Origin of the sequence: Microcoleus anatoxicus (genome assembly GCF_042465725.1) — a bacterium.
Lineage (GTDB): Bacteria > Cyanobacteriota > Cyanobacteriia > Cyanobacteriales > Microcoleaceae > Microcoleus > Microcoleus anatoxicus.
In genome coordinates this window covers 5,605,306-5,622,158 of the sequence record NZ_CP120853.1, presented here as the reverse complement: position 1 = coordinate 5,622,158, position 16,853 = coordinate 5,605,306, and the positions used below count along the sequence as shown (strand labels likewise).

Below are 16,853 nucleotides of genomic sequence, written 5' to 3'. Positions count from 1 at the left end.
GAATTTTTGTTAATAAAAAAGCAAGTTAAGTCTGAGTTTTATGCGATCGATCCGCTCCCGATACTTGTGGTGCTCTGAGCAAGTCGGTAAAATCTTTCACAGGACTGCTGAAATTGTTTCGATAAAGGAAGTTTGAATATAACCGAAAATTCTCAAATTATTGTCCTGTGTGCATTATTTTTCGACACCACCGCGCCAACCCAAGCTAGTCAAAAGCTGCTGGAACCGCAACGGTCCAGAACACCTCTGTACCAAAACCGCAGTCAAGAACAATCATAAAAAAGTCGAGCCTGGTGTCGGAACGAGCTCTTTTGGTGGAAAATAACTTAACTTGTGCAACAAAATCTACTCCACTACCGCCTTGAATCTAACGGTGTAAAATTATCCAACAGGAATTCTCTGTTACACAGGTCTCATGATACGCTCCCTCGCCAGAGCAATCAAACCAGCCGTAATGACGGGTCTGGCGTCTTAACTCACTAGGTTATTTGAGTCAATACACCCGCTTGATAGGTAGCTAATCAAGAGATCTGTTGCTGCTGGTTCATAGTCTGCTATGTAACACAGACCGTGCTTTGGGCCCCTAAAACTGTCATCACAAAGGCGCGATCGCATCTCTCCGCAAGGGAGTAGGCCCAAAGGTATGAGGGGTGAATTACCCTCCATTCTGCTACTGACTAGGCGGTTCCCACCGCTGGTGTCACTTTCTTCTTGGATCTAAACTCCCTCGTTTCCCACTTACCGCATATTTGTATGAAAGCAACTAATAGCCGTCAATTTTCTTCTGTAGCCGCTCGCACTCTCAAAGTAGTGGGGATTATCTTGATTCTCTCTGCTTTGCTCGACTGCATTGTGCTGTCACTACCGGGAGAAACCTCCGACATTCTCAATAGAGGGTGGCAGTTGGCTGCGGCAACTCAGATAGTTGACCGGGGAATTATTCCTTTAATGGGTATAGCCCTACTGATGACTGGCTTTTGGGTGGACACCAGCACTGGAGTCTCCATCGAACGCCAAAATATTTGGCTGGATTTACGATTCTGGGCGCTGTTAGTTTCCAGTTTCCTAGGCCTGATTTATCTGTGTCTGGTCCCACTTCATCTCAACAATACTCGTTTGGAACTCAAGGAGGCTCTTGTTCAAGTCGATAGAGAAGCCGGACAAGCTGAGGGTCAACTGGAAGCCCAAATTAAAAGCGATCAGTTCAAAGCTCAGATAGAACAGCTTAAAAGCCAGCGCCGCAGTCAGATAGCAGCCCTCCTGCAAGATGAGGGAAAAATGGCACAAGCACTCAAGAGTCCAGAGGTTCCCAAGGAATTGAAAGCTGTGCTCCAGGAGTCAAAAAATGACCCGAAAGCCCTAGACAAATTTCTGGAACAGCAAGCCCAAGAACTTCCTAACCAGGCCCGCAAAGAAATTCAGACTCGTAAGCAACAAAAAGAGAAAGAGTTGAGAACTCGATCGAGAAATTCTAGTTTGCAGACGGGAATCAGCAGTTTACTCTTGGCGATCGGTTACATTACTGTTGGTTGGACTGGATTGAGAAGCATGGGAATTCCTCGGTTCGGCCGCCACAAGAGTTGACCAGTCAACAGCGGGGATCGCGCAGGTAGAGACATCTCTAATAAATATTTGATCTGGTTAATATAGCAACCGCTGAGGCAGTTAGGACGTTGTTAATTGCTCAAACCATTGATTCTCTTGCATTTGCACATCGCTCTTGTGCCGACATCCATCGGACTTCTTCCTTCTGCTATAGTTTGCCCTTACTGAAAGCTGGGAATGTTCTCAATTTATATTCTGACTTACAACGAAGAGATTGATATCGCCGCTTGCATTGAATCGGCGCTGCTTTGTGACGATATCATTGTGGTTGATTCTTTCAGCAGCGATCGTACCCTTGAGATTATTCAGAGCTACCCAGTGCTCTTAGTGCAGCACGCTTTTGAAACTCACGGGCGTCAGCGGACTTGGATGTTGCAAGAAGTTCCCTGCAAGTACGAATGGGTTTATATCCTCGAAGCAGATGAGCGAATGACACCTGCACTGTTTGCTGAATGCTTAAAGGCGATCGAAAGTCAAGAATATATCGGCTATTACGTCGCTGAAAAAGTAATATTTATGGAGCGTTGGATTCGCCGCAGCACTCAATATCCCCGCTATCAAATGCGCCTGTTTCGCAAAGACAAAGTGTGGTTTAGTGACTACGGCCACACGGAACGGGAAGTTTGCAATGGTCCGACTCACTTCCTGAAGGAAACCTACCCTCACTATACTTGTAGCAAAGGTCTTTCTCGCTGGATTGAAAAGCACAACCGCTACTCGACTGACGAAGCAGCCGAAACCCTCCGTCAACTAGAAGCTGGTCAAGTAAATTGGTGGGATTTATTTTTTGGAGCCTCAGAAGTGGAAAGACGCCGTGCATTGAAAGATTTTTCTTTGCGCTTGCCTTTACGACCAGTTGTGCGCTTTTTCTATATGTATATTTTACTAGGCGGATTTCTTGACGGTCAAGCGGGATTAGCTTGGTGTACGCTGCAAGCTTTTTATGAATATTTAATTTTGCTGAAAGTTTGGGAAATGAAACATATGCCACTGCCAAATTTAGACTCTGCGAAAGAAGAGTCTAAATCGGAAGTAGTGACAGTTGATTCATCTAAAGTTTCATCGAATATTTAGTTATTGGGAATTGGGAATTGGGAATTGGGAATTGGGAATTGGGAATTGGGAATTGGGAATTGGGAATTGGGAATTGGGAATTGGGACACGGCACTGCCCATTGGTGTCAACTTAAGACTGAAAGCCTTGATAAATGTCGCTTTTACCTAAGTCTAGATCCCCCTCGCATCCCCACCCCCCCCTAGCCCCCCCCCAAGGGGGGAAGGGGGACTTTGATCGGAATCTTGTCCCCCCCTTGGGAAGGGGGGCTAGGGGGGATCTGGATTTAATAGTCAAACAGCAATCTGTGACTAGGTTTGACGTTAAGTTGACACCAATGGGCACTGCCGTATCCTAATTTCGGCCACTAACAACAGTCAACAGTCAACTGTCAACCGTCAACAGTCAACTGTCAACTATCAACCGTCATCAAAACTCTTGAGATTTTGCTGCTGTTTTTGCCCGATCGAGCTTCAAAATTAACACACCCAAAGGCGGCAAACACAAGTCGATCGAATAAGCACTATTGTGGAACCACCAATCATCAGTCCACTTGCCCCCCAAATTGCCCATATTGCTGCCACCGTACTCCCGTGCGTCGCTGTTAAACAACTCCGTATAGAAACCCGCCTCCGGCACTCCTACGCGATAATGAGAGTGTGGCTGCGGCGTAAAATTGCAAACTGTCACCACAAACTCGTCGCTATCCGATTCTCGACGTATAAAGGCGACGACGCTGTGCCGATTATCGCTGCAATCAATCCAGTCAAACCCATCCTCAGCAAAATCTTGACTATAAAGTGCTGATTCGCTGCGGTACAGATTGTTCAAATCCTTAAAAAACAGCTTCAACTTTTGGTGAGGCTCAAATTGCAGCAAATTCCACTGCAAATCTCCCCAAACGTTCCACTCTTGCCACTGACCGAACTCCATCCCCATAAACATGGTTTTCTTGCCTGGGTGAGTAAACATAAAAGTAAACAAACACCGCACGTTTGCACACTTTTGCCATTCATCTCCAGGCATTTTCCCAATGATGTGAGCCTTTCCGTGGACTACCTCATCGTGGGATAGCGCCAGCATAAAATTCTCGCTGTGGTTGTACCACATACTGAAAGTTATGTTGTTCTGGTGAAACTGGCGGAACCAAGGGTCCATGTGGAAATAGTCGAGCATATCGTGCATCCAACCCATGTTCCACTTGAGATTGAACCCCAAGCCACCTACATAGGTCGGCCAAGAGACCATCGGCCAAGAGGTAGATTCTTCCGCGATAGACAGTGAACCAGGGAAATAGCTGAAAATTACATGATTCACCTGCCGCAGAAAATCTGCCGCTTCAATATTTTCCCGACCACCGTACTGATTAGTCAGCCATTCTCCCGGTTCCCGACAGTAATCCAAATACAGCATGGAAGCCACGGCATCTACCCGAATTCCGTCGATGTGGTATTTGTCGAACCAGAAAAGAGCGTTAGATACTAAGAAATTCCGCACCTCGTTGCGGCCGTAGTTAAATACCAGGGTTCCCCACTCTTTGTGTTCGCCTTTGCGCGGGTCCGCGTGTTCGTACAAGTGAGTTCCATCAAAGAAAGCCAAACCGTGTCCATCTTTGGGGAAATGTCCCGGCACCCAGTCCACCAGTACACCAATGCCTGCAGCGTGACACTGGTCAACAAAATACATGAAATCTTCTGGTTTGCCGTAGCGGGATGTTGGGGCGAAATAGCCCGTCACTTGATAACCCCAAGAGCCGTCGAAAGGATGTTCTGCCACTGGCAGAACTTCGATGTGAGTGTATCCCAAATCTTGGACGTAAGGAATTAGTCTATCGGCTAATTCTCGATAAGTCAGAAACCGGGCCCCTGGTTTAAGTTCAGAAACTTGGACTTGCCTTTCTATCTCACCATTTGGCAACACTGAAGGTTGATCGCTGGCGGCATGGAGCCAAGAACCTATGTGGCATTCGTAAACCGAAATCGGCTGTGTCAGGGGGTCTGTCTGCCTCCGTTTTTCGATCCAAGCGCTGTCGTTCCAAGTGTAGGTGTTTAAGTCTGTGACTATGGATGCTGTTTTCGGTCGTACTTCTTGCTGGAATCCGTAGGGGTCTGACTTTTCATAGGGATGTCCGTCTTGGTTTTTCACTTCATATTTGTAGTGAGTTCCCGCATCGAGTCCCGGAATAAATAATTCCCAGATGCCATTTTGGGACTTCCGCATTTGATGTTTGCGGCCGTCCCAATAGTTGAAATCACCTAGAACTGAGACGTTGCGCGCATTGGGAGCCCAAACTGCAAAATACACTCCAGGGATGCCTTCTACTTCGGTGAGGTGCGCCCCTAGTTTTTCGTAGATCCGGTGGTGATTACCTTCTGAGAATAGATGCTGGTCGAATTCTGTGAGTTTGGGCGATCGAAAGGCGTAGGGATCGTAGATAAAACGTTCGTGTTCTCCTTCTTTGACTCGCAGTTGGTAGTTAGCTAGTTCTGGAATTTCGATCGCACATTCAAAAAAATGAGGGTGATGTACTGACTGCATCGGGTGTTCCGTTCTCGATGCTGGCAACACCACCGATACCGCATCCGCATTGGGCAGATAAACTCGGACGGCCCAGATTTTTTTGCCGTTTTCCTCGATCGCGTGGGGGCCGAGCACTTCAAATGGATCGTGGTGCTGATTCCCCACAATCCGGTCAATCTGTTCAAATGGGACATTCGCGGGCATAAAACTACTTACCTCAATCACTTTACTTAATTGTTTTGAAAAGAAAAACTTTGCTCGATGTGGTACTTTACATTTTTTTACATTTTTTCTTGCTCATCCTACCACTGAATCAGCCTGAATTGGCCCGATCGCATTCTGACCCGGCTGTCGGTCAAGTGTTTTCACCTGCTTTTGAGCTTGGTTTTGCTAGGGGCTAATATCTAAGTATCAAAATCTTAAAACAAATTGAAAGATTTGTATGTTTCTCTAAATACTATTGACTTTTACTTTTTTTTGTGGTATTGCAACTGCGATATTAAAGTTTTTAGATCGATTTTAGATAGATCTTTACGTCTAAATTATTTCCTGTTGGCACAGCCACTTATCGGCGTTAAGTAGAAGCAATCAGGAAAATATCAGCAGGCCGATCGTATTTATAAATTGACGAATAATGCTGATACAGCAAGGTTTTTATTCCTTGGTATTTGACGTTTAATTAAATAAATTTACCCAAACTTGGGTTGCAAGAGATCTGTTCAGAATTGTTTCTGCATCCATTGTCCCTTCGAGATCGGACAAAAACCAACACCCAACATCAGGCCCAGACCAGTGTGATAAAAAAATGTGAGAAGCGAACGATTTTTTAGCAGCAGGCTAGGCCCGTTGGGGCTGTACTCCGCGATCGCCGTGGTTAGGGCTTTTTAGGAGCAGGAGAAGCCGATTCTTTAGCAGCAGGAGACTTCTCAGCCCCTGGAGACTTTTCAGCCCCTGGAGACTTCTCAGCCCCTGGAGCGGTCTTTGGAGATTCCTTTGATGCTGGAGCAGAAGCAGGAGGAGGACTAGCCTCGCCACCTGCAGAAGGGGTAGGGGTAGGGGTTTCACCAGCGCAAGCGCCCAGAGTGGCAGCTAAGCCTAGTACCAAAGTCAGACGAATTAATCCCTTGTTCATAAAAAATCTCCTAGGTTAGAAACCCTGTCTGTTTAGAGCAGGGATGAAAACGAGTGAGCGGTTTTTAAACCGTAAAATCAGAAATCTCATCGCTCCCGGCGAGATTCCGTGGCATCTATCAGTAACACTCTGGTAAAGCAGCTACAGATAGGGGAGTGGTTTACTGGAGAACCAATGCTGGCACGAATCGAGCGACGATTCACTCGTTGATTACAATACTGCATTTAGTCACATATTCCCACATCAAATCAAAGATTATTTTGTGGGCTGACAACAGACCCATTGAGGATATGTTGAACTTGGCTTCGAGGTATCCTGATGGACCTCTACAGCGTTTTATAGTGAGGAAGTATAGCTGGCCTTACTGCCGATCGGCTCAAGGATTTGTTTTACTTCCGGGTATCCTAAGTGGCAAAGTTTTTCTTTTTCCGGTAAAAGAAGCAAGAAAATAGACCAGTGATAGGATTGGTTAGTTGGTTTGTGAGGTATCCTTGGCAAGGATAACCGATCTAGCTCCAATTGCCACCATTGAATATCCGATCGCTCTAAAAACAATCCTAACCTAAGTCAAGTATTGGTGAATTCTATGACTGCTGCTATCAGAACCACGGATTCTCGCCGCAAAGCGGCTCGCAAACCCGCCTCTGGGTCTGCCAACAGCAAAGTTACTTCCATTGCTCAACGGAGGCGGGCCAAAACAGGGCCTGTATTACCCAACTACTCCCCAGCAGAAACAGCTCAAACACAGCCTCGGCAGGAAGCCGCTGTACTCAAAGTGCTGCCGCATCATCGCGTACATCCAGCGTGGCTCCAATCGCTCCTAGGAGCCCAACGGGCTTCTTCTGTGGCAGTGATTCTGCTGTTGAGTGGAGCTTTAAGTGTCTACGGCTTGACTGTCTACGGCGAGCAACGCTGGAGTCAAGAGTATCAAAAGCTGGAAACTCTGCGCCTCCGAGAACAGCAGTTGAGTGCCGCCAGCGAAGTCTTGAAACACCAACTGGCTAAAGACGCGGAAAATCCAGCAACGGGTTTGGCCCCACAGAAGCCAGGGGAGACAATTTTCTTGCCGCCGACCCCAGTTGGTCGATCGCCCCAAAGGACGACCCCAGCAACTCCCGCCCCAGGAGTCCAGGGTTCAGGTACTGTGGAAACTCCCCTGGGTTATTAATCAGGAATGGGGCATCGGGCATCGGTTATTGGTTATGAGTTATGACAACGAACAAATAACGAATAACCAATAACCACTAACTAATGACTTATTGTTTATGAGCTACGATCCTCGTTTTGACCGTTACAGATCGCCGAACTCGAAAGGTTCAAAACAGCCGGCCGATCGCACTCGATGGGCTAAACCAACCAAAACGGCTATTTCTGGGAAGCCTGGTAGCCCGCCTCGGCAACCTGTGAATCGCTTAAAACTGAGCAAGTTTCGCTTGTGGGCTGTGTGGGCGGTGTTGATGTTAGGAGGGCTGGGGCTGGCGGTGAATTTGTTTTATTTGCAGGTGACGCGAGGGCCAGCGCTGCAAAAACAGGCCCAGCAGCAACAAACTTTGAAAACTAAGCCCTTTGTACCCAGACGCCCGATTATTGACCGCAATGGGAATGTGTTGGCGATCGACCGACAGGTGTACACGCTGTACGCTCACCCAAAGTTATTCAAGCACACCAAGGCCGAAATAGCAGCATCCTTGGCTCCCATGCTCCCCATCAAAGTTAGCGCGGGTAATACGGCGGAAACTGAATTGCTGCAAAAGTTTAATCTTGCCGAAAGTGGTATTACGATCGCTGATTCCTTGGCTCAAGAAGTTGCCGATCGAGTGGGGCGGATGCTGATTAAAAATAGTCCCGTTGATGGGTTGGAATTGGTGCGACAACAGCAGCGTTTTTACCCGCAGCAGGAATTGGTAGCGGATGTCTTGGGTTATGTCGATGGAGAGCGGAAGGGGCAAGCAGGAGTAGAATACAGTCAGCAGAATTTGCTGGAACGATCGATGCCGTCAATTCAATTTAGCAAGTCGATCGATGGGCATTGGCTTCCCGATCGACTGACGGCGGGATTTGTCCAGTTGGATGACTTGAAATTGCAATTGACGATCGACAGCCGATTGCAGCGGGTAGCCCGGATTGCTCTGAAGGAAAAAATGGAGAAACATGGGGCGAAGCGAGGCACAGTGATTGTGATGGATGCCCGTAATGGAGAGTTGCTATCGATGGTGGCCGAACCTTCCTACGATCCCAATCAGTATTTTAATTTTGGTTTGGAACGTTATAAAAATTGGGCTGTAACTGATGTTTACGAACCAGGTTCGACTTTTAAAGCAATTAATGTGGCGATCGCCATGGAAGCTGGTGCTGTCAAACCTAACAGCGTGTTTAACGATGAAGGTCGAATTTACATGGGTATTTGGCCGATTCAAAATTCCGACTATCAGTCAGCAGGGGCACGGGGTCCTTCGACGGTGACAGATATTTTAAAACATTCTAGTAATGTGGGGATGGTACACATTATGAGAACTATGAAATCTTCTCTTTACTATCAAGCTTTAGAAAAACTAGGACTAGGACAAAGTGCAGGTACTGATTTGCCTTTTGAAGTAACCAGTCAGCTCAAAAATCGAGAGCAATTTATCAATTCTCCGGTGGAAGTTGCTACCACTGCTTTTGGCCAAGGTTTTTCAATTACTCCGATTCAATTAGTGCAGCTTAATGGCGCTTTGGCCAATGGTGGAAAGTTGGTAACTCCCCACGTAGTGCGAGGACTTTTCGATCGCGAAGGTCAAGCTTATTGGAAGCTTCCTAGGGTTGTAGCGAAGCAGGTTTTTTCACCTAAAACCACTAAGCAAGTGTTAGAGATGATGGAAACTGTTGTGGATGGCGGTACGGGGAAGGCTGCACAGATTCCCGGTTATCGGATTGCAGGGAAAACTGGTACCGCTCAAAAGGCTAGTGGTGGTGGTTATTCTAACAAGGCGATTATTACTAGCTTTGTGGGAATTATGCCTGTGGAGGCTCCTCGGTATGTGGTTTTGGCAGTGATTGATGAGCCGAAGGGGGGATCGGGAGGGACTGTGGCGGCACCAATTGTGGAGTCGGTGATGGAGGCGCTGATTAGTATTGAGAAGATTCCTCCTAGTAAGAAATAGGCAGCTAAGTAAGTCCACTTAATTAAACGTAAGATACAGGTGGCTAAAAAGCTTGCTGTATGAGCATTCTTCACATCGATCTTCTTCCTTCTACTTACCATAGTTCAAGGGTTCTCCCCAAGCGTTAATTTCGGCGTACCCCGCCGTATTTTGAGCGCGTTGTCCGAAACTTAGACCAAGTGGCATCACTAGCCCCCATTCCTTCTAGCTCGGTTCGGTTGGAGGCAGACCTGCTCGAAAAATCTGTTCGGCTGTTAACCTCAATTCTGGGAAAGCTAGAGACTCAACTGTGTCATCGCCCCCTTTTTTTCCACCCGCCGCGTGTTGGTGTGCGCGAATTACGGTGCCATCGACGTAATGAACCTCCCAATAGCAAGTTGGCGGTGACTATTTATGCTTACTGAGGAATAGATTTTAGCAAAGTTTCCACACTAGCATTGTGGTCGATAAAGGAGAACAAATGTTTAAATAGAAGTTTTCCATCTGCATCCAAAACAAACTGAGCAGGCAAAGGCGCTCCTAAAGCTTGACCGACTTGATAGGCGCGAAAAACTTGACAACTAGGATCGCTCAAAAGTGGCATTTTTAAGCTTAAATCTCTAACCACTATCTGACTTTGCCGCTCGTCGGTACTTGTCACCATCAATAATTCTATATTGCGATCGGCAAATTTTTCCCAGTTTTCATTCAAGGCTTTAATATGAGGAAAACAGAAGGGGCAATATTGCTTTTCAGTAAAAATCCGAGTAAAAGCCAGAACCACAGGTCTATCGCCGCGATAATTAGATAGCCGTACTAATTTACCATTATTGAGATCCGGCAATTCAAAATCCGGGGTTCTGTGTCCCAGTTTCAGAGAATTAGTAGCAGGGACCGGCAATAAATTTTGGAAAAACCGCTGATTTAACAAGCCGCTAAAATCAGTAGAAGTCAGCATATTTCCTAATTGGGTAATTGGGAATTGGGGAATTGGGGAATTGGGAATTGCAGGGAAAGTTTCGAGTTTTGAATTAAAAACTCTTTAACTCAAAACTCAAAACTCAAAACTCAAAACTATCAATTTAGACAGCAGCAAAGAAGACTTTAGACTTAACAGGATCGGGAGTCATAGTCTTGTCACCGGGCTGCCAGCCTGCGGGACAAACTTCATCGGGGTGAGACTGGACGTGTTGAATAGCTTGCAGAGTGCGGAGAGTTTCGTCCACGTTGCGGCCGAAGGCAAGGTTGTTGATAGTGGAGTGTTGGATGATGCCTTCTTTGTCGATGATGAACAGACCTCTGAGGGCAATGCCTGCTTCTGGGTCAAGGACGTTGTAGTCGGCACTAATTGTTTTTTTGATATCCGCCACTAAAGGATAGTTGAGGTCGCCAACTCCGCCGGATTTGCGGTCTGATTGTATCCAAGCTAGGTGAGAAAATTCGCTGTCAACGGATACGCCGAGGATTTCGGTATTGAGTTTATTGAAGTCTTCAAAGCGATCGCTAAATGCTGTAATCTCTGTCGGGCAGACAAAAGTGAAGTCCAAGGGGTAAAAGAACAGGACTACATATTTTTTGCCTTTATAGTCAGACAGTTTAACAGTCTTGAATTCCTGATCCACTACGGCTGTTGCTGCGAAGTCTGGGGCAGCCTGACCAACCCGGAGGCATTCACTCGTCATAGATTTTGTTTCCTTTTTTACGAACTGTTACAAATATATCATAGTCATAACGAGTACAGTTACCTTAAATCAAAATAAAAAACACACTCTCAAAGCAGAGAGCGTGCTGATTGTCATTACATTATGGCTCAGGCGGGATTTGAACCTGCGACCTTGGGCTTATGAGTCCCCTGCGCTAACCACTGCGCCACTGAGCCAAAACCTGTTCACGATTTAGTATCGTAGCACGGTAGGGCGTTCTAGGGATAGCTAATTGACTACACTATTCGTAATGACTAAATGATTAAGTCATGAGTTTTGTTAATATATATCAAAACCCATAACTTGAAACAAATGCTTAGCGAGAAGCGCTGGAATCATCCTTGGGCAGAAAAGCCATGGGATTGACAGCTCCCGATCCGGCGGGATGAATTTCAAAGTGCAAGTGAGGGCCGGTACTATTGCCTGTGCTCCCCATTTCGGAAATCTGTTCCCCTTGAGCAACTCTCTGACCTTTTTGCACCAAAATCCGGCTGTTGTGGGCATAGACAGTCTCAGTGCCGTCAGGATGGGTAATTTCCACCAGATAGCCGTAGCCACCGTCGTTCCACTGCGCATAGGTCACTACCCCGTCCGAGGCGGCGACAATGGGTGTGCCGATGGGTGCTGCAACGTCAATACCCTTGTGCATCCGTCCCCAGCGCCAGCCGTAGCCGGAAGTAAAAACACCTTTAGCCGGCCAAATAAACCCATTAGCCGACTGTTTTGAACCGTTAGGCAGATAGGTATCAGCGCCAGAAAGGGGTGGCAGTTCTGGAGAAACCATCTGTCCCAAAGAGGGATTGCTGAGGGGGTCGTAACCCTGGGAACCCAAGGGAGCAGTCGCCACCACAGGCCGTTCTAAATTAGAGGTCGGTGTCAGGTCGATCGGTTGCGATTGGGCGGCGCGGGCGGGGTCAAAACGCTCTTGCTGCTGCTTCTGAACCTCCTGGCTCCACCCTCTCGACGGGGGTCTGCTGATTTCATTCTGCACCGTTCCAGCGTACTCTGGGGTGTAGAGATAGGGGTTGAGATGTTCGCTGTCCTCAGACAAGTTGCCGCCAGGGACTTGAGCCTCTGGGTCTTGCGTGGGAGCTAGGGATACTGAATTGGGACCGATCGAATTTCGCTCTGCCCGATATTCCTCTCGTAGCCGGACGACTTCCGCCCTTAAGCGTTCAGCATAAGGGTTGATAGCCTCTGCCGATGGAGTAGTCACTGCTGAGGAATCCGGTAGGACACTAGCTCCATCGGTGGCTAAACCCTGGGTGCTGACAACTGGTGTCCAGTTAGCAGGCTGGGCTGATGCAGCATTCAAGGTAGAGCTGGCAGTGGCAGTGGCTGGCATTGGTAGCGCACTGGTATCCACAGCACCGGTGAATTTTGGTTCGCCTTGAAGCTCCAACTTCCCAGGGTCGCTAATGGTTTGAGAAACTTGACTTAGCGGGATGTTGTTAATTTGGGGAACCATCGGCGCTGAAATATTGTTCAGACCTTCTAAGTTCGCCAGGGGAGAGACCATTGGTACTGTGGGCGCAGATACTGTAACGCCAGAACCAGGGATTTCTGGCGTAGACGAGCTGGGGTTCAAAGATGCGGGAACCGAAGCTGCCGAAAAGACAGATGTAGAGTTAGATGCCTGAATAGAAACGGATGCTTGTACCGCTGGATTGTTTGACCCAGCTTTCGGAATTTTCAGCCGTTGATTGACATTGAGTAAATTGGGGTTGCCGAGCTTGTTGACCGCGATCAGGTCTTGTGCCGACACGCCCTGAGATGAGGCGATCGCATCTAGGGTATCTCCTGGACGCACACTGTACAACACATCCGTTGGTGCGGAGGTAGTGTTGGCTGGGGCAACTACCACAGCAGACGGTAAACTGGGTGTTACCAGGGATTGTTCAATAGATGATGATTGAGCAAACCCGCTATTGGGGATAACCGTTGGCGTTGCAGAGGTGGAAGATGCCGGCGTCGGTGCTGGCGACTGCAAGGATACAGTCGGTGATGTAGATGAACTCGTTCCTCCCTCAGACTCCAACTGGGTCAGACCCACTGCTGCTGTCCGGTTTTCCTGTTTTTTCAAACTCTCAATCGCCCCGTTGGGATTGGGCACGAAGCTGGAGTTTGGCTCCGGTGTGGGAGTTCCGAGGGGGATCGTTGCTGTTGATTGCTCCCCTGATTGCACCACCGGACTAGAAGCAGGCTCAGAGCCTGTTAAATCTAACTTTTGTTCGGGATTGACCTGGGAGGTTTCCTCGGCTGCTGCGTCTGGGGTGTTGCCGACATTCTGTTGTGGTGCGACGACATCCGCCGACGGAATTGTAAGTTTTTGCCCTACTTGGAGTAAGGTTTCGGATTTAATGCCGTTAGCAGTTGCTAGTGCATTTGGAGCAACTGCATAGTCCTGTGATAACTCCCACAGAGTTTGTCCTGGTTGCACCTTAACCGCTACCTGCTTATCAGGTTGAGCTGCTGATGCAACTGGGGAAGTATCACCTACAGAGGTAGGGATTTCGTTAGCCGACGCTGGCTGTACTTCGGCGGTGGGTTCTGGTGTCGGTGCGAGTTCGGACGCGCGAGCGCTGTCCCCGGTTCTCGGCAGCAAGATGCCGGAAGCACCCACCGATATTGCAAGTCCGAGCGTGGCTAGAGAGCGAACTCTGCCAGTGCTTAGCGTTGTCTGTTTGGACTGTTCTGTAGAACCGTCTCTGTCGATTTCACTAGCCTTAACAGGCTGATTTTTTTGGGGATATATTCGTTTCAAAAAAACGACCTCCTACTGAGAAGCGCTAACTGTCCTTGGAAACACGCAAGGGATTGCATGACACTGATTTATCAACAAGCAAAAATATTTTGATTGTTGACAGCTATCATGCTTAGGCAAGATTACCTTGATTTTTTAATTTAGACAAGCTCGCAGAGCTACAAAAATTAAATTTTCTGGTAAATTTGGCGGCGATCGCACCCAAAACCCTTACACGGCAATAGCTAGAACAAATAGATAAAATATCTGTTGGCGCTAGGGCTAGGAGTAGGATCTTTGACGATCGCACTCTATCCTAACTTCGCAAATAACTACAACCGTATATTTACTAGATATAGCGCCACTCAGGGTTCTAAGTTCCGTCTAGAACGCTATAACGCTCAAAAACTCTGTTTTGGTTGCTCAATCATCTTTGAAATATTTTGGTATTGATGATAACAATCTCTTTTTGGTTCAACATAATCTATTAATCTTGGCTGTTTAGATTCTCACAGCTTTGATACAAATTTCTTATCTTTTGATATAGATTTCCTAGACATATAAAGGTATTAAATATCTATATGTGTATGTATCGATGATTCTTTATCCCAGTTCGCCCAACTGTCGTTTTGCCTCAAATAAACCTACGGCCGCGCTGACAGACAGGTTTAAACTCCGCACTCCCGGCTGGCTCATGGGAATAAAAACTGTGGCATCGCAGGCATCCAAGACAAATTGAGGAATGCCGACTGTTTCGGAGCCAAACATCAGCCAGTCGCTGGCAAGAAACTGGAATTGCGTGTAACTGTATCGCCCGCCTGTGCTGAATCCGATCGAGCGTCCTCCCCGTTGCTGCTGACAAGCCAGAAAAGCTTCTAAATTCTCGTGAATGTGGAGGTTGACATGGGGCCAGTAATCTAAACCAGCCCGTTTCAGGTAGCGATCGCTAATTTCAAATCCAAGTGGTCCGACCAAATGCAATTCAGTGCCTGTGGCTGCGCAAGTGCGGGCGATATTCCCAGTATTGGGGGGGATTTGGGGGTGAATCAAGACAAGTTGGGGCATGAAGCTATAGAAGAAGGAAGCAGCAAGAAGAAAGAACGAGGAAGTGACTCCCCTCAGCCCTTCGGGGGCAGGGGGAAATTCAGGAAACAGGAAGAAGGGAGATGTCTAATGGTTCGGGCCATTAAGAGCGTCTTCACCGTCTTGGTAGTTGCTCTAAAAATCTACCCAAAGGTAGAGGCAACCATAGCTTTTATTTATAACCTGTGTCGGACGCGATTGATTAAATATTCTGATTTGTCTGGAAATTGTCTTTTCAAGCAACTAACTGGGCGCACAAGTTATCTTCGAGTTCCCATTCCTGTTGAACCATACCATTAATCCCTTGCAGAATAATACTGCGGGTGTCCAAACCACTCTCATGGAGTTTTAACCACTGCTGGGCGGTGTTGCCTTCTCGCAGAATCTTTTTGAGCGGTGAGAGAAAGCAGCTAAAGCCACTTTTTTTGGCAATTGGCCAGACTTGCTGGTAAATTTCCTCTATCCAATCCCGTGCCAGAATAGTTCTGCCATCTTGCCAGTGTCGAAGTTCTGCATCCAAACTGTGACGAGATGCAGCAATTTCGTTGGCATCGGTAAGAGCAACTAAGTCTTGGTTGCGGGTAGCCGCGGGGAAGGTGCACAGTTCTAAGGGGTCTAAGCAGGGGTCTTCCATCATCTGCCCAATCCGAGCTTCTAGCAACGCAGTAATGGCTAACAGGGCAAGAGGATTGACTTCGAGGTCACAAATTCTCAGTTCTAGGCGGTTGAGACAGTAGGGGCGACGATCGCCATTGGGGCGCACGGCAGACCACAGGTGGCGGACGTTTTGCATGGTACCGAGTTGTAGCTGTTCCTCAGTCCACTGGATGTAATGCTTGTGACTTTCAAACAGGGGGACGATGGCGGGAGTTTTGGGAAACAAACCCCAGCGGGTGGAATGATAGCCGGTGACTTCGCCATCGAGGAAAGGCGATGAAGCACTCAAGGCGAGGTAGAGGGGTGCTTCCACGCGGGCGAGGCGAATTGCCCGCATCAGCAGTTCTGGTTGAGAGATGCCGATGTTGATGTGAATGCTGGCGGTGACGACTTTGGTGCCGTAGGTTTGCTCGATGTAGGTATGATAGGGGTTGTTGGGGTCCGATCTGTAAAATCGATCGCTCCCTCCCAGAGACAGGGTACTTCCCGGCAGTAAGGTATAGTCGCCCAATTGTTTTAAATACTGTCGCAGCCTGACTCGTGGCTTGACTAGGGCACACAGCAGGCGATCGTAGCTGCATAGTGGGGCCGTCGTGTACTCTACATTGCGACTATCGGGTTCCCGCACAAATCCCTCTAAATCGGCGACTATGCGATCCGAGAGACCGACAACATCACCTTCGGGCGTGCCGGTATACATTTCTACTTCAAAACCTTTTGATAGCAGCACGTTGGTTCCTCAGCTAAGTTGAGTGCTGCTGTTTATTATCCCAAAAATTGGCCATTTCAGACTATCCTCCACAAGGCATAGTTGCCCATTTTTATCTGTTCTGAGGGAATCTAGGTGCTATGGATTTGCACTCAGAAATTTGAGAATGGGTAATGGGTAAGGGGTAATGGGGCATGGGTAAGGGGTAATGGGTAATATAAAATCCTCTCTTCATCGTCCTGTATTAAACTCTCTCTTCTCTTCCTTCGCGTCCTTAGCGCCTTCGCGGTTATATCAATTCCGATACAACCGGAATTGATATAATCGGTAATGGGTAATGGGTAACTTGTACTGAGTCCTTCGGCTTCGCGAGCGGGTCGAAGCATGGGGCAGAGGCTATAGGGCATTATTAATTACCAATTACCAATTACCTATTACCAATTACCTATTACCTATTACCAATTACCTATTACCTATTACCAATTCTCCCTCGTACCTCATAGGACAGCTCGAAAGGCTATATTTG

The 16,853-nt window shown here is 47.6% G+C and carries 12 protein-coding genes, 1 tRNA gene and 1 pseudogene; 5 read left to right on the top strand and 9 right to left on the bottom strand.

Going from position 1 to position 16,853, the window contains the following annotated elements; translation table 11 throughout:
* Positions 1 to 753: 753 nt before the first annotated feature.
* From P2A85_RS24455 to P2A85_RS24445, 3 genes are all read left to right on the top strand, one after another.
* The gene (locus P2A85_RS24455) at positions 754 to 1,584 is read left to right on the top strand and encodes an HpsJ family protein (protein ID WP_340519520.1); all 831 of its coding nucleotides are present in this window, start codon (positions 754 to 756) and stop codon (positions 1,582 to 1,584) included.
* A gap of 198 nt (positions 1,585 to 1,782) precedes the next feature.
* Complete coding sequence (locus P2A85_RS24450; protein ID WP_371117791.1) at positions 1,783 to 2,679, top strand: glycosyltransferase family 2 protein; 897 nt, start codon at positions 1,783 to 1,785, stop codon at positions 2,677 to 2,679.
* 3 nt (positions 2,680 to 2,682) lie between these two features.
* Positions 2,683 to 2,829 (top strand): hypothetical protein, encoded by a 147-nt coding sequence (locus P2A85_RS24445; RefSeq protein WP_377475950.1) that lies wholly within the window; start codon positions 2,683 to 2,685, stop codon positions 2,827 to 2,829.
* A 258-nt stretch (positions 2,830 to 3,087) separates the two neighbouring features.
* Here the strand turns inward: P2A85_RS24445 and glgB are convergent, their stop codons facing one another.
* Positions 3,088 to 5,382 (bottom strand): 1,4-alpha-glucan branching enzyme, encoded by a 2,295-nt coding sequence (gene glgB / locus P2A85_RS24440; protein ID WP_377475949.1) that lies wholly within the window; start codon positions 5,380 to 5,382, stop codon positions 3,088 to 3,090.
* 670 nt (positions 5,383 to 6,052) lie between these two features.
* Positions 6,053 to 6,310, bottom strand: coding sequence for a serine protease (locus P2A85_RS24435; protein WP_377475948.1), 258 nt, complete (start codon positions 6,308 to 6,310; stop codon positions 6,053 to 6,055).
* A 586-nt stretch (positions 6,311 to 6,896) separates the two neighbouring features.
* Between P2A85_RS24435 and P2A85_RS24430 the strand changes: the two genes are divergently transcribed.
* Both P2A85_RS24430 and P2A85_RS24425 read left to right on the top strand, forming a co-directional pair.
* Positions 6,897 to 7,478 carry a hypothetical protein gene (locus P2A85_RS24430; RefSeq protein WP_377475947.1) on the top strand — a complete coding sequence of 194 codons (582 nt, stop codon included), beginning with the start codon at positions 6,897 to 6,899 and terminating at the stop codon, positions 7,476 to 7,478.
* Positions 7,479 to 7,575: 97 nt separating this feature from the next.
* Positions 7,576 to 9,453: a peptidoglycan D,D-transpeptidase FtsI family protein gene (locus P2A85_RS24425; RefSeq protein ID WP_377475946.1), complete on the top strand. Its 1,878-nt coding sequence runs from the start codon at positions 7,576 to 7,578 to the stop codon at positions 9,451 to 9,453.
* 276 nt (positions 9,454 to 9,729) lie between these two features.
* On the opposite strand, the pseudogene P2A85_RS24420 reads toward P2A85_RS24425, so the two are convergent.
* The 7 genes and pseudogenes from P2A85_RS24420 to gshA all read right to left on the bottom strand — a co-directional run.
* A pseudogene (locus P2A85_RS24420) lies at positions 9,730 to 9,822 on the bottom strand (IS5/IS1182 family transposase); the annotation flags it as partial.
* A gap of 28 nt (positions 9,823 to 9,850) precedes the next feature.
* The gene (locus P2A85_RS24415; RefSeq protein ID WP_377475945.1) at positions 9,851 to 10,390 is read right to left on the bottom strand and encodes a peroxiredoxin family protein; all 540 of its coding nucleotides are present in this window, start codon (positions 10,388 to 10,390) and stop codon (positions 9,851 to 9,853) included.
* A gap of 124 nt (positions 10,391 to 10,514) precedes the next feature.
* Complete coding sequence (locus tag P2A85_RS24410) at positions 10,515 to 11,114, bottom strand: peroxiredoxin (RefSeq protein WP_340524139.1); 600 nt, start codon at positions 11,112 to 11,114, stop codon at positions 10,515 to 10,517.
* 124 nt (positions 11,115 to 11,238) lie between these two features.
* Positions 11,239 to 11,311, bottom strand: a tRNA-Met gene (locus P2A85_RS24405).
* 140 nt (positions 11,312 to 11,451) lie between these two features.
* Positions 11,452 to 13,899, bottom strand: coding sequence for a peptidoglycan DD-metalloendopeptidase family protein (locus tag P2A85_RS24400; RefSeq protein WP_377475944.1), 2,448 nt, complete (start codon positions 13,897 to 13,899; stop codon positions 11,452 to 11,454).
* Positions 13,900 to 14,481: 582 nt separating this feature from the next.
* A complete protein-coding gene (locus tag P2A85_RS24395) occupies positions 14,482 to 14,943 on the bottom strand; it encodes a tRNA (cytidine(34)-2'-O)-methyltransferase (RefSeq protein ID WP_341739316.1) in 462 nt (153 codons plus the stop codon).
* Between the two features lie 253 nt (positions 14,944 to 15,196).
* Complete coding sequence (gene gshA / locus P2A85_RS24390; protein ID WP_377475943.1) at positions 15,197 to 16,348, bottom strand: glutamate--cysteine ligase; 1,152 nt, start codon at positions 16,346 to 16,348, stop codon at positions 15,197 to 15,199.
* Positions 16,349 to 16,853 lie beyond the last annotated feature (505 nt).